The sequence below is a fragment of the Nocardioides aquiterrae genome (genome assembly GCF_039526625.1).
GTDB classification, from domain to species: domain Bacteria; phylum Actinomycetota; class Actinomycetes; order Propionibacteriales; family Nocardioidaceae; genus Nocardioides; species Nocardioides aquiterrae.
In genome coordinates this window covers 16,576-30,425 of the sequence record NZ_BAAAJE010000038.1, presented here as the reverse complement: position 1 = coordinate 30,425, position 13,850 = coordinate 16,576, and the positions used below count along the sequence as shown (strand labels likewise).

General features: G+C 72.6%; 13 protein-coding genes. All 13 read left to right on the top strand.

Annotated elements, in window-relative coordinates:
- Positions 1–46 precede the first annotated feature (46 nt).
- The 13 genes from glmU (at position 47) to ABD086_RS24815 (ending at position 13,849) form a co-directional block, all read left to right on the top strand.
- Positions 47–1,498, top strand: a complete 1,452-nt coding sequence (gene glmU, locus ABD086_RS24875) for a bifunctional UDP-N-acetylglucosamine diphosphorylase/glucosamine-1-phosphate N-acetyltransferase GlmU (RefSeq protein WP_343911313.1) — start codon at positions 47–49, stop codon at positions 1,496–1,498.
- A 35-nt stretch (positions 1,499–1,533) separates the two neighbouring features.
- Complete coding sequence (locus ABD086_RS24870; protein WP_343911312.1) at positions 1,534–2,514, top strand: ribose-phosphate diphosphokinase; 981 nt, start codon at positions 1,534–1,536, stop codon at positions 2,512–2,514.
- A 323-nt stretch (positions 2,515–2,837) separates the two neighbouring features.
- Positions 2,838–3,512 (top strand): 50S ribosomal protein L25/general stress protein Ctc, encoded by a 675-nt coding sequence (locus tag ABD086_RS24865; protein WP_343911310.1) that lies wholly within the window; start codon positions 2,838–2,840, stop codon positions 3,510–3,512.
- A gap of 38 nt (positions 3,513–3,550) precedes the next feature.
- Positions 3,551–4,147, top strand: coding sequence for an aminoacyl-tRNA hydrolase (pth, locus tag ABD086_RS24860; RefSeq protein ID WP_343911308.1), 597 nt, complete (start codon positions 3,551–3,553; stop codon positions 4,145–4,147).
- Positions 4,148–4,169: 22 nt separating this feature from the next.
- Positions 4,170–4,949 (top strand): 3'(2'),5'-bisphosphate nucleotidase CysQ, encoded by a 780-nt coding sequence (locus ABD086_RS24855; protein ID WP_343911306.1) that lies wholly within the window; start codon positions 4,170–4,172, stop codon positions 4,947–4,949.
- Between the two features lie 34 nt (positions 4,950–4,983).
- Complete coding sequence (locus ABD086_RS24850) at positions 4,984–5,121, top strand: hypothetical protein (protein WP_343911304.1); 138 nt, start codon at positions 4,984–4,986, stop codon at positions 5,119–5,121.
- A gap of 112 nt (positions 5,122–5,233) precedes the next feature.
- The gene (locus ABD086_RS24845; RefSeq protein ID WP_343911303.1) at positions 5,234–5,626 is read left to right on the top strand and encodes a VOC family protein; all 393 of its coding nucleotides are present in this window, start codon (positions 5,234–5,236) and stop codon (positions 5,624–5,626) included.
- A gap of 125 nt (positions 5,627–5,751) precedes the next feature.
- Entirely contained in the window at positions 5,752–6,495 is a 744-nt protein-coding gene (locus tag ABD086_RS24840; RefSeq protein ID WP_343911301.1) for a lytic transglycosylase domain-containing protein, read from the top strand.
- Positions 6,496–6,602: 107 nt separating this feature from the next.
- Complete coding sequence (gene mfd / locus ABD086_RS24835; RefSeq protein WP_343911299.1) at positions 6,603–10,151, top strand: transcription-repair coupling factor; 3,549 nt, start codon at positions 6,603–6,605, stop codon at positions 10,149–10,151.
- The gene (locus ABD086_RS24830; RefSeq protein ID WP_343911297.1) at positions 10,148–10,813 is read left to right on the top strand and encodes a hypothetical protein; all 666 of its coding nucleotides are present in this window, start codon (positions 10,148–10,150) and stop codon (positions 10,811–10,813) included. The genes mfd and ABD086_RS24830 overlap by 4 nt, the downstream gene beginning before the upstream one ends.
- A gap of 10 nt (positions 10,814–10,823) precedes the next feature.
- On the top strand, positions 10,824–11,411 hold the full coding sequence (locus tag ABD086_RS24825; RefSeq protein WP_343911295.1) for a nucleoside triphosphate pyrophosphohydrolase: 588 nt from the start codon (positions 10,824–10,826) through the stop codon (positions 11,409–11,411).
- 9 nt (positions 11,412–11,420) lie between these two features.
- Positions 11,421–11,801, top strand: a complete 381-nt coding sequence (locus ABD086_RS24820) for a response regulator (RefSeq protein WP_343911293.1) — start codon at positions 11,421–11,423, stop codon at positions 11,799–11,801.
- On the top strand, positions 11,798–13,849 hold the full coding sequence (locus ABD086_RS24815) for an ATP-binding protein (RefSeq protein WP_343911291.1): 2,052 nt from the start codon (positions 11,798–11,800) through the stop codon (positions 13,847–13,849). Before ABD086_RS24820 ends, ABD086_RS24815 begins: the two co-directional genes overlap by 4 nt.
- The last annotated feature ends 1 nt before the right edge of the window (position 13,850 follow it).

Sequence of the window (13,850 nt, the reverse complement as noted above, 5' to 3'; positions counted from 1 at the left end):
GGGACGTCGCTCTAGAGTTGGGCGACCGGCCTCAGGAGGACGCTGCGTGAACCAGCTGACCGTGATCGTGCTCGCCGCGGGCGGCGGCACCCGCATGAAGTCGAAGACCATGAAGGTGCTGCACCCGATCGCGGGGCGCACCATGATCGGCCACGTCCTCGCCGCGGCGCGGGAGACCGAGCCGGAGCGGATCGTCGCGGTGGTGGGGCACCAGCGCGAGGAGGTCGCTGCGCACATCCAGGAGCTCGAGCCCGGGGCGGTGCTCGCCGTGCAGGACGAGCAGCTGGGGACCGGTCACGCGGTCCGGATGGCGGTCGAGGCGCTGGGTGAGGTCGGCGGCACCGTCCTGGTGGCGTACGGCGACACCCCGCTGCTGGAGGGGCGCTCGCTGCGCGACTTCGCGGCCGAGCACGAGGCCGCGCAGCACGCGGTCAGCATCCTCAGCGGCATCGTCGACGACCCGTTCGGCTACGGCCGGGTGCTCCGCAACGAGGAGGGCGACGTCGAGGCGATCGTCGAGGAGAAGGACGCCACCCCGGCGCAGCGCGAGGTGCGGGAGATCAACTCCGGGATCCTGGCGTTCGACGCGGAGTTCCTGCTCGGCGCGCTGCCGCGCATCGGCAACGACAACGCCAAGGGCGAGTACTACCTGACCGACGTGGTCGCGATCGCGCGCGAGGACGGGCTCACCGTCGGCGCCTTCCCGATCGCCGACGTGATGCAGACCGAAGGCGTCAACGACCGGGCCCAGCTGGCCCGGATGGGCGCCGAGATGAACCGCCGGATCGTCGAGGGCTGGATGCGCGAGGGGGTGACCGTGATGGACCCGGCGACCACCTGGATCGACGCCGACGTGAGCCTGGAGCCGGACGTGACGATCCTGCCCGGCGTGCAGCTGCTCGGCGCGACCGTGATCGCCGAGGACGCGGTCGTGGGCCCCGACTGCACGCTCAAGGACTGCGAGATCGGCGCCGGTGCCCGGGTCGTGCGGACGCACGGCGAGCTGGCCGTGATCGGCGCGGGCGCGAACGTCGGCCCGTTCTCCTACCTGCGCCCCGGGACCACGCTGGGCGCCGGCGGCAAGATCGGCGGGTTCGTGGAGACCAAGAACGCCACCATCGGCGACGGCGCCAAGGTGCCGCACCTCTCGTACGTCGGGGATGCCGAGATCGGCGAGGGCACCAACATCGGCGCCGGCACGATCTTCGCCAACTACGACGGGGTGCGGAAGCACCGCACCAAGGTCGGCCGGCAGGCCCGCACCGCCTCGAACAACACCTTCGTCGCCCCGGTCGAGATCGGGGACGGCGCCGCGACCGGCGCCGGCACCGTCGTCCGCCGCGACGTGCCGCCGGGGGCGCTCGCCGTGTCCAGCGGGCCTCAGCGCAACCTCGAAGGCTGGGCGCTGAGCAAGCGGGCCGGCACCCCGCAGGCCGAGGCGGCGGAGCAGGCGCTGGCCGACCGACGAGACGGTGAACAGGGCATGGCAGAATCCTGAGTGGACACTCTCCGGCGACCGAGGAGCAACGCACCGTGACCGGATACAAGAAGACCACCGAGAAGAACCTGATGGTCTTCAGCGGGCGGGCTCACCCCGACCTCGCCACCGAGGTCGCCGACCTCCTCGGCACCGACCTGGTGCCGCAGTCGGCGTACGAGTTCGCGAACTCCGAGATCTACGTCCGCTACGAGGAGTCGGTCCGCGGGTGCGACGCCTTCGTGATCCAGAGCCACACGGCTCCGATCAACGAGTGGATCATGGAGCACCTGATCATGGTCGACGCGCTCAAGCGGGCGTCGGCGAAGCGGATCACGGTCGTGATGCCGTTCTACGGCTACGCGCGGCAGGACAAGAAGCACAAGGGCCGCGAGCCGATCTCGGCCCGGCTGATGGCCGACCTGTTCAAGACCGCGGGCGCCGACCGGCTGATCACCGTCGACCTGCACGCCGACCAGATCCAGGGGTTCTTCGACGGCCCGGTGGACCACCTGATGGCGCTGCCGATCCTCGCCGACTACGTCAAGGAGAAGTACGGCCACCAGTCGCTCGCCGTGGTCTCCCCGGACGCCGGCCGGATCAAGGTCGCCGAGCGCTGGTCGTCCCGGCTCGGGGGAGCGCCGCTGGCGTTCATCCACAAGACCCGGCGCGTCGACCGCCCGAACGAGACCGTCGCCAACCGCGTCGTCGGTGACGTCAGCGGCCGGATGTGCGTGCTGGTCGACGACATGATCGACACCGGCGGCACCATCGTGAAGGCCGCGGAGGCGCTGATGGCCGACGGCGCGGCCGGCGTGATCATCGCCGCGACGCACGCGATCCTGTCCGACCCGGCCGTGGACCGGCTCAAGAACAGCCCGGCCGCCGAGGTGGTCGTCACCAACACGCTCCCGATCTCGCCCGACCGCGTCTTCGACAAGCTCACCTGCCTGTCCATCGCGCCGCTGGTCTCCCGCGCGATCCGCGAGGTGTTCGAGGACGGCTCGGTCACCTCGATGTTCGACGGCGCCAGCTGACGCCGAGTCGGCGCTACTGCAGGCCGTCAGGGCGCCGAGTCGGCGCTACTGCAGGCTCGGCGCCTGCATTCGCGCCGATTCGACGGTCCGAGGACCTGCATTGGCGCCGACTCGGCGGGGGCTGAGCGGCTCGAGGCTCACGATTTCCGGTAGCAGCGGCTCCCCGGTAGGCTGGTGCAGTTGCCTCGGCGAGGGAGCGCTCCGCAGGACAGGTGCTCCGTGATCGACAGGGCTGGCTGATCCTCCCGGGTTTGCGCCGCGCCGTCGTGTCGAGGCCCCCGATCTGTAGTAGCAGCCAGCACGTACGAGGAGTGACAGTCGCGATGAGCGAGAAGATCAAGGCCGAGAAGCGCACCGAGTTCGGCAAGGGCGCCGCGCGCCGCATCCGCCGCGAGGACAAGGTGCCCGCGGTCGTGTACGGCCACGGCAACGAGCCGATCCACCTGACCCTGCCGGGTCACGACACGATGATGGCGCTCAAGCACGGCGGCGCGAACGCGCTGCTCGAGCTCGAGATCGACGGCCAGACCCAGCTGGCGCTGACCAAGCAGGTCCAGATCGACCCGATCAAGCGGCACCTCGAGCACGTCGACTTCGTCGCCGTCCGCCGCGGCGAGAAGGTCACCGTCGACGTGCCGATCCACCTGGTCGGCGAGGCCGCCCGCGAGACCCTCGTGGTCACCGAGAACGCCACCGTCCAGCTCGAGGCCGAGGCGACGCACATCCCGGAGACCATCGAGGTCGACATCGAGGGCGCCGAGGTCGGCACCCAGATCCACGCCTCGGACCTGAACCTCCCCTCCGGCAGCACGCTGCTGACGGACCCGGAGACGCTGGTCGTCAACGTGACCCAGCAGGTCTCCGCCGAGGCCCTCGAGGCCGAGCTGGAGGAGGCCGAGGCCGAGGCCGGCATCGAGCGCGAGGAGCACGAGGAGCCCGCCGGTGGCGAGGCGCCGGCCGAGGCCGCCGCCGACGGCGAGGCCGCGTCGGAGGAGTGACCCTCCGCCACCTGTTCCACGGAAAGGGCCGGGATTCCATGGCCGACTCCACGCCCGTGTGGCTGGTGGTCGGGCTGGGGAATCCCGGCCCTTCCTACGCCGGCCACCGGCACAACGTGGGCCACCTCGTCGTCGACGAGCTCGCCCAGCGGCTCGGCTCGCCCTTCCGCGCGCACAAGTCCGGCCGCGCCGACGTCGTCGAGGGTCGGCTCGGTGCGCCGGGTACGCCGGGGCCGCGCGTCGTCCTGATGAAGTCGCGGTCGTACATGAACGAGTCCGGCGGGCCGGTCAAGCAGCTCGCGAGCTTCTACAAGGTGCCGCCCGAGCGGATCGTCGCGGTGCACGACGAGCTGGACATCCCGTTCGACACCATGCGCGTCAAGGTCGGCGGCGGCGACAACGGCCACAACGGGCTGCGCTCGATGCGGTCCGCGCTCGGCACCGGTGACTTCGCCCGGGTGCGCGTGGGTATCGGCCGCCCACCCGGCCGCCAGGACGTCGCCGACTTCGTGCTGTCCGACTACTCGTCGGCCGAGCGGAAGATCCTGCCGTTCCAGGTCGACCGGGCCGCCGACGCCGTCGAGTCCCTCGTGACCGAGGGCCTCGAGCGGACCCAGCAGAACTTCAACTCGTAGCCATCGACGTAAGGTGCCCCGCATGACGTTCGACCCCGGAACCCCGCCCGCCGAGGCCGCCACCGACGACCACGTGCTCGCGACCTGGCTCGCGACCGTCGCCGGCGAGCGCCTCCTCGAGGTCCGCGGCGAGGGCCTGGAGGGCCGGGAGCTCAAGGACGCCGGCGACCGGGCCGCCCACGAGCTGCTGATGGCCCTGCTGGCCGAGCACCGGCCGGCCGACGCCGTCCTCTCCGAGGAGGGCAAGGACGACAAGGCCCGCCTCGCCAGCAGCCGGGTCTGGATCGTCGACCCGCTCGACGGCACCCGCGAGTTCTCCGAGGTGCCCCGGGACGACTGGGCCGTGCACGTCGCGCTCTGGCAGGACGGCGACCTGGTCGCCGGCGCCGTCGCCCAGCCCGCGCTCGGCGAGACGTTCAACACCGGGACGCCGCCCGTCGTACCCCCCTCGACGTCCGAGCGGCCCCGCATCGCGGTCTCGCGCAGCCGCCCGCCGGCGTTCGTGAACGCGCTGGCCGAGGAGCTCGGCGCCGAGCTGGTGCCGATGGGCTCGGCCGGCGTGAAGATGATCTCGGTGACCCGGGACGTCACCGACGCCTACGTGCACGCCGGCGGCCAGTACGAGTGGGACTCCGCGGCCCCCGTCGCGGTCGCTCGCGCTGCCGGGCTGTTCACCTCCCGCATCGACGGGTCGCCGCTCGAGTACAACCAGGAGGACGTCTACCTCCCCGACGTCGTCGTCTGCCGGCCGGAGCTGGCCGAGCGGATCCTCGCGTTCATCGCCGAGCACGGAGCGGAGTAGCCCCGCACCGCCGTTGCACCGGTAGCGTCGGCGGGTGACCCCCGACCTGCTGCTCGCCTTCGTCGCGGGGCTGGTGATCGCCGTGGTCACGACGTTCGTGACCTCGGTCGTGGGGGCGTCGACGTACGTCGTCCTGTCCGTCGTGGCCGCCGGGTCGATCGCGCCGGACTAGGGGATCGGCATCGCGTGCGGGCTCGGCGGGCTCGCCGTCGGCATCGGGTCGCTCTACCTGGCGCACGGGTTAACCCGTTGAGGTCCGTCGCGGTCGCCGCGAGGCTGCGGGCATGACCTCCTTCGTCTCGCACACGACCATCGACTGCCGCAACGCCTACGAGCTCTCGGAGTGGTGGAAGCCGGTCCTCGGGTACGTCGACCTCGACGGTGACCCCAACCTCCCCGGGCACGAGGAGTGCCTGATCCGCGATCCCGAGACCGGTCACCAGCTGCTGTTCATCGAGGTGCCGGACGAGAAGACCGTGAAGAACCGCGTGCACCTCGACATCCGTCCCTGCTCGGCCCGGCGCGACGAGGAGCTCGAGACGCTGCTCGCCCACGGCGCCACGCTGGTCGCCGACCACCGCGACATCAGGGGCGACGGGACCGGCTGGGTGACGCTGGCCGACCCGGAGGGCAACGAGTTCTGCCTCCTGCGCTCCGACGCGGAGCTCGCGAGGTGAGGGGTGAGCGGGCTGGCGGTTTCCCAGGGCAGCTCCGCCGCCCTCGTGCGGCACGGGGATACTGAGCCCATGTTCCCGAGCCCGCAGGACCCGCGGACGAGCGACGACGGGCACGGCCGCTCCGGATGAGCCCTGCCCGCATCATCGCGTCTCTGGCGGCCGGCCTGCTGGTCGTCGCGGGGCTCGGGTACGTCGCCTCGCAGACCGTGCTGGCCCCGCCGTCGTACGTCGTCTCCGACCAGCAGTACGTCGACGCGCCCGCGCCCGCGGCGAGGGCGGGCCGCGAGGTCGCGCCGGGCGAGCCGGTCGGCCCGCAGCGGGTAGCCCCGCAGTGGGTGTCGGACACCGCGGCCCGCGCGGGCATCCCGGCGCCCGCCGTCCGCGCGTACGCCAACGCGCAGCTCGCCGAGCCGCGCGGCTGCGACGTCGGGTGGACCACCCTCGCCGGGATCGGCTGGGTGGAGTCCCAGCACGGCACGATCGACGGCCGGACGCTCGGCGACGATGGCCACTCCTCGACGCCGATCCTCGGCCCGGCTCTCGACGGCCGGCGGTTCGCCGCGATCCCGGCGACGCCGGAGACGAGCGCCTGGCACGGCGACCCGCGGTGGGACCACGCGGTCGGCCCGCTCCAGTTCATCCCGTCCACCTGGGAGACCTGGGGCGCGGACGGCGACGGCGACGGCACCGCGGACCCCAACGACCTCGACGACGCGGCGTACGCCGCGGTGCGCTACCTGTGCGCCGACGGCCACGACCTCACCTCGGGCGCCGGCTGGGCGGAGGCGATCTTCTCCTACAACCACGCGCAGTCGTACGTGGACTCCGTCTACGCCGCCGCGAAGGCCTACGCCGACCGCACCGCCTGACCGTCGAGTCTCGATTCAACGGGGCCCGTAGAATCGGGGGTACCCCCTGTCGCTCGTCGGCCGGGGGCTCTCGTGCTGTCCCGCTCACCTGCAGAACAGGATCACCCGTGCACCTCTCCGGCCTGGCCGAAGCCGTCCTCGCCGACCCCACGCTCGACGAAGCGATGGCCGATGCGCGCGCCGGGACCGTGCGCGCCCTCGATCTCACCGGACCCGAGGCGATGCGGCCGTACGTCGTCGCGGGGCTGGTGCGCGCGGGCCGGTCGGTGCTCGCGGTGACCGCCACCGCGCGGGAGGCCGAGGACCTGGTCGAGGCGCTCGGCGACCTCGTCGACCCGGCGCGGGTCGCCTACTACCCGAGCTGGGAGACGCTGCCCCACGAGCGGCTCAGCCCGCGCAGCGACACGGTCGGCCGCCGGCTGGCGGTGCTCCGACGGCTGCGCCACCCGGGCGACGACGTCAGCAACGGCCCGCTCCAGGTCGTGGTCGCCCCGGTGCGCTCGGTGCTCCAGCCCCAGGTCAAGGGCCTGGGCGACCTCGAGCCGGTCGAGCTGGTCCCCGGCGACACCGAGCCCCTCGAGGACGTCGTACGACGGCTGAGCGCCGCGGCGTACTCCCGCGTCGACCTGGTCGAGAAGCGCGGCGAGTTCGCGGTCCGCGGCGGCATCGTCGACGTGTTCCCGCCCACCGAGGAGCACCCGCTGCGCGTGGAGTTCTGGGGCGACGACGTCGAGGAGATCCGCTCGTTCTCGGTCGCCGACCAGCGCACGCTGGAGAAGGCGGAGCGGCTCTGGGCGCCGCCGTGCCGCGAGCTGCTGCTGACCGACGAGGTCCGCGCGCGGGCGGCCGAGCTGGGCCGGCAGCACCCGCAGCTGCTCGAGCTGACCGACAAGATCGCGGCCGGCATCGCCGTGGAGGGGATGGAGTCGCTCGCCCCGGTGCTCGTCGACGAGATGGAGCTGCTCGTCGACCTGATGCCCGACGACACCCACGTGCTGGTCCTCGACCCCGAGCGCGCCCGCAGCCGCGCCCACGACCTGGTCGCCACCAGCGAGGAGTTCCTCGGCGCGAGCTGGGCCGCCGCGGCCGGCGGGGGCACGGCGCCGATCGACCTGGGCGCCGCGTCGTACCGGTCGATCGCCGAGGTGCGTGAGCACAGCCTCGAGGCCGGCAAGCCGTGGTGGACGGTCAGCCCGTTCGGCATCGAGACCGACGAGAAGGCCGAGATCGACGTGCACGCGGTCCCGACCCGCCTGCTCCCGGCGAAGCCGGCCGAGGCCTACCGCGGCGAGATCGAGCGCGCCATCGGCGACATCGACCGCTGGCGCCAGGACGGCTACCGGGTCGTCGTGCTGCACGCCGGCCACGGCCCGGCCGAGCGGATGCGCGAGGTGCTCGCCGAGCACGACGTTCCGGCTCGCATCGCCGAGGACCTCCAGGAGGCCGGCGACCTGACCACCGACGTGGTCACGGTGACCTGCGGTGCCGCCGATCACGGCTTCGTCGACGACGCCAACCGGATCGCCGTCCTCACCGGCGAGGACCTCAGCGGTCAGAAGGCGTCGACCCGCGACATGCGGAAGATGCCGGCCCGCCGCAAGCGCCAGATCGACCCGCTCGAGCTCAAGGCCGGCGACTACGTCGTGCACGAGCAGCACGGCGTCGGCCGGTTCGTGGAGATGAAGCAGCGCGAGGTCGGGGGAGCGGTGCGCGAGTACCTCGTCCTCGAGTACGGCGCCTCCAAGCGCGGTGGCCCCCCGGACCGGCTGTACGTCCCCGCCGACGCCCTCGACCAGGTCACCCGGTACGTCGGCGGCGAGCAGCCGTCGCTGGACCGGCTCGGCGGCGCCGACTGGACCAAGCGCAAGAACCGGGCCCGCAAGGCGGTCCGCGAGATCGCCGCCGAGCTGATCAAGCTGTACGCCGCCCGCCAGGCGACGAAGGGCTACGCGTTCGGCGCGGACACCCCGTGGCAGCGCGAGCTGGAGGACGCGTTCCCGTTCCAGGAGACCCCCGACCAGCTGAGCACCGTCGACGAGGTCAAGGGCGACATGATGCGCCAGGTCCCGATGGACCGCCTGGTCTGCGGCGACGTGGGCTACGGCAAGACCGAGATCGCGGTGCGCGCGGCGTTCAAGGCCGTGCAGGACGGCAAGCAGGTCGCCGTGCTGGTGCCGACGACGCTGCTGGTCACCCAGCACCTCAGCACGTTCTCCGAGCGGATGAGCGGCTTCCCGATCGTGCTCAAGGGCCTGTCCCGGTTCCAGACCGACGCCGAGGCCCGTGAGGTCATCGCCGGCCTCGCCGACGGGTCCGTCGACATCGTCGTCGGCACGCACCGCCTGCTGAACCCCGACATCAAGATGAAGGACCTCGGGCTGATCATCGTCGACGAGGAGCAGCGCTTCGGCGTCGAGCACAAGGAGCAGATGAAGCGGCTCCGCACCTCGGTCGACGTGCTGTCCATGTCGGCGACGCCGATCCCGCGCACCCTGGAGATGGCGATCACGGGCATCCGCGAGATGTCCACGATCACCACGCCGCCGGAGGAGCGGCACCCGGTGCTGACCTATGTCGGCGCGTACGAGGACCGCCAGGTCATCGCCGCCGTACGCCGCGAGCTGCTCCGCGAGGGCCAGGTCTTCTACATCCACAACCGCGTGAACTCGATCGAGAAGGCCGCCGCGAAGATCCGCGAGCTGGTCCCCGACGCGCGGGTGGCGACCGCGCACGGCCAGATGGGGGAGCACCAGCTCGAGCAGGTGATGCTGGACTTCTGGGAGAAGCGCTTCGACGTGCTGGTGTGCACCACGATCGTCGAGTCCGGCCTGGACGTCTCCAACGCGAACACGATGATCATCGAGCGCGCGGACACCCTCGGCCTCTCCCAGCTCCACCAGCTGCGCGGCCGCGTGGGTCGGAGCCGGGAGCGGGCGTACGCCTACTTCCTCTACCCGGCCGAGAAGCCGCTCACCGAGACCGCGCACGAGCGGCTCGCCACGCTCGCCCAACACTCCGACCTCGGCGGCGGCATGGCGATCGCGATGAAGGACCTCGAGATCCGCGGCGCCGGCAACCTGCTCGGCGGGGAGCAGTCCGGGCACATCGCCGACGTCGGCTTCGACCTGTACGTCCGGCTGGTCGGCGAGGCGGTCAACGAGTTCCGCGGGGACCGGGAGCCGGAGCTCGACGAGGTCCGCATCGAGCTGCCCGTCGACGCCCACCTGCCGCACGACTACATCCCCAGCGAGCGGCTCCGGTTGGAGATGTACAAGCGGCTGGCGGAGGTCCGCTCCGACGAGGACGTCGACCTGATCAACGAGGAGCTGCTCGACCGGTACGGCGAGCCGCCCCAGGAGGTCGTGTCGCTGCTGCTGGTCGCCCGGTTCCGCGCCCGCGCCCGGCAGGCAGGGATCGGCGAGGTGACGATCGCGGGGAAGAACGTCCGGTTCGCGCCGGTCGAGCTCCCCGACTCCCGCGTGGTCCGGCTCAACCGGCTCTACCCGAAGTCGATCGTCAAGGCGCCGGTGAAGACCATCCTCGTACCGCGGCCCCAGACCGCGGTGGTCGGCGGCAAGCCCATCGCCGGGATCGCCCTGCTTGAATGGGCCCGGCAGGTGATCGACACCGTCATCGACCCCCAGGAGAACTCGTGACCCGGATCCGTCTCGTCGGCGTGGCGCTCGCCGCCACCGTGCTGCTCACCGGCTGCAACGAGGTCCCGGCGTTCAACCCGGGCGTGGCCGCCCGGGTCGGTGACGACACGATCTCGATCAACACGGTCGACGAGATGACCGCGGCCTACTGCCAGGCCGCCGAGACGCAGCTCCAGGCGGGCCAGGCGCTCCCGCAGCACTACCTGCGCGGCCAGGTCGCCGGCAGCCTCGCGCTGCGGGCGGCGGCCGAGCAGTTCGCCGCCGAGCAGGGGGTCACCGCGGACCCGTCGTACGACGCCGCGGTCCAGCAGGCCGAGCAGTCGCTGGCCGACCTCGGCGAGGCGCAGCGGCGGGCGATCATCGAGGTGCAGGGCGCCGCGACGTACGTCGGCGCGGTGGAGAAGGCCGTCGGCGCGGCGCTGGGCGGGGGTGGCGGTGACAAGGCCCAGCAGGCGGCCGGCCAGCAGGCGTTCCAGGACTGGCTCGCGGACCAGGACATCTCGATCGACCCGCGCTTCGGCGTGTCGATCTCCGACGGCACCTCGCAGCTCACCGACACCAGCCTCTCCTACGGCCTCAGCGACACCTCCACGAAGGCGGATGCGGACCAGCCCGACGCCGAGTACGCCGGTGCGCTCCCGGACAACCAGCGCTGCGGCTGACGGGACCGGGATGACCGCGGCGTCCGGCGAGCCGCTCCTCGAGTTCCTCGAGGTGATGCGCCGCCTGCGCGCGGAGTGCGCCTGGAAGGCCGGGCAGACCCACCGCTCGCTCGCGCGGTACCTCCTCGAGGAGACCCACGAGACCCTCGAGGCCATCGACACCGGCGACGCCGGGCACCTGCGCGAGGAGCTCGGTGACCTGCTGCTGCAGGTCTACTTCCACGCGGTGATCGCGGAGGAGAGCGGCGAGTTCACGCTCGACGACGTCGCCACGGACATCGTCGCCAAGATGGTCCGCCGCAACCCGCACGTGTTCGGGGCGGGCGAGGGCGGGACGCCCGAGCAGATCAACGAGGTCTGGGAGTCGATCAAGCGCGAGGAGAAGCGGCGCACGTCGGTCACCGAGGGGCTGCCGCCCGGCCTGCCGGCGCTCCTGTACGCCGACAAGGTGCTCGACCGGCTCCAGCGCGAGGGGAGGCCGGCCGAGCCCGCCGGCGACGGCGTGGGCGACCGGCTGCTCGCCCTCGTGGCGGAGGCGCGTGACCAGGGTGTGGACGCCGAGCAGGCGCTCCGGGACGCGGTCCGCCGGCTCCTCTAGGGTCGGACCGTGGCGCGGGTACTCATCGTCGAGGACGACTCCGACGTGCGCGACTGGATCGCCCACTGCCTGCTGCGCGAGGGCCACGAGCTGCGCGGGGTGCCGGACGGCGCGCACGCGCTCACGCTGGTCCGCGACGAGCCGGGATACCGGCCGGACCTCGTCCTCATGGACTACGCCCTGCCCGACACCGACGGCGTCGCGCTGCTCGCCGAGCTGGCCGCGGTCTGGGAGGGCCTGCCCGCCGTCTTCGTCACGGTCCAGTGGACGGGCGAGATCATCGCCCGGATCGAGCAGACCGGGCACGAGCGGGTCGCCAAGCCGTTCGACGCCGACGACCTGCGCGCCGCCGTACGGCGGGCCCTCGCTCCTGGAGGTCACCGGGCTTGAGCTGGGCACGCCTCTACGACCTCCTGGGCTTCGCCGCCAGCTTCGTCCTGGCGGCGGTGCTCGGCCGGCAGGCCATGCTCGACGGGTCGGGCCTCGCGCTCGTGTGGCCCGCGGCCGGCGTCGCCGCGGCCTGGCTGGCGGCCAACGGCTGGAGCCGCTGGACCTGGCTGGACGCGGTGGTGCTGTTCGCCCTCTCCGCGGCCGTCAACACCCTCACCGGCGCGAGTCCCGGGCTGGCCTTCGGGCTCGCGTTCGCGACCGTGCTCCAGACGCTGGTCTTCGGACTGCTGATCATGCGGTGGTGCCCGGGCTGGTGGGGCTTCGGGACCGAGCCGCCGCCCGGCGTGGAGCGGGTCCGCGACCTCGGCTACCTCGCCGCGGCCGCGCTGCTGGCCGCCGTCGCCTCCGCCGTCGTCGGCCCCGCCGCGGTCCTCTCGGTCGCCGACACCAGCTGGAAGGAGGTCGTCTCCTGGGTGCTGCGCAACGGCACCGGGGTGCTGGCGGTCTTCCCCCTCGCCCTGACCGCGCGACACCTGACCCGCGCCAGTGACCCGCAGCGTGGCCCGGCGCCGGTCGGGCCCACGCGCGGCCGTGGCCCGGTCGAGCTGGCGGCCCTGGCCCTGGCCAGCGCCGTCACCGCCTGGCTGGTGTTCTTCGTGAACAGCTCGCTGCCGATCCCGTTCCTGGTGCTCGCGGTGAGCGCCTGGACGGGCGCCCGCTTCTCGCCGTTCGTCGCCGTCGTGCACGCGATCCTGCTGAGCGGCGCCGCCACGGTCGCGACCGTCCTCGGCATGGGGCCGTTCACGCTCATCGAGGACCCCGCCACCCGCGCCCTGGTGCTCCAGGCGTACGTCGCGGTCGTGGTGGTGCTGACGCTCGCGCTGTCCGCCGGCCGCAGTGAGGTGCTGACGCTCAACGACCGGTTGGCCGAGCAGGCGGCCATGGTGCGGACCATCGTCGACACCATGGCCGACGGCGTCAGCGTGATCGACGCGAGGGGACGGCTGGTGCTTCGCAACCCCGCGGCACAGGCGCTGGTGGGTGACCCCAGGCGCGACGCCGGAGGCCGCGTCGACGTCGACGCCTACGGGCTGCGCCACGTCGACGGGCGACCGCTCGCCCCCGAGGAGAACCCGGTCGCCCTCGCGCTCTCGGGCCGCACCATCGAGAAGGAGGACCTCGTCGTGCGGAACGCCCTGGTGCCGGGCGGGCGGATGCTCGAGGTCACCGCGCGGCCGCTGCCGGGCACGGACCCGCCGCTGGTGGTGGTCGTCTTCCACGACGTCACGGCGGAGCGTCGCGAGCGCGACGAGCTGGCGTCGTTCGCCGGCGTCGTCGCCCACGACCTGCTCAACCCGCTCACCGTCATCGACGGCTGGTCCGACGCCCTGCTCGAGGAGGCTCGGGCCGGGACTCCGGTCGACGCCGAGACCCAGATGCACCGGCTGGACCGCATCCAGCGCGCCGCGCAACGCATGCAGCACCTGATCAGCGACCTGCTCGCGTACACGACCGCGCGGGACCGCGACATCAACCCGGTGCGCGTCGAGCTCGACCCGCTGGTCGGCGACATCGCGCGGGCCCGGGTCGAGTCCAGCCGGGTGCGCGGTCTCCCGGAGCCGGTGATCAGCGTCGACCCGGACCTGCCCGCGGTCCTCGCCGAGCCGGTGCTGCTGCGCCAGGTCGTCGACAACCTGATCGGGAACTCGATCAAGTACGTCGCGCCCGGCGCCCGCCCCGAGATCAGCGTGCGGGCCCGGCGCGCCCACAGCGCCGTCGGCCCGATGGTGGAGCTCGACGTCTCCGACAACGGCATCGGCATCCCCGCCGGTCAGCACGACCAGGTCTTCGACAGCTTCCACCGGGCGCACCACGACGGCTACCGCGGCACCGGCCTCGGCCTGTCCATCGTGAAGCGGATCGTCGAGCGGCACGGCGGCATCGCCCGCGCACGCGACAACCACGACGGTGGGACGACGATGACCGTCTCCTTCCCCGCCGCTAGGCTCGTCGACGGACCGATCGAACCCCCAGCCCAGGAGCAGTGAC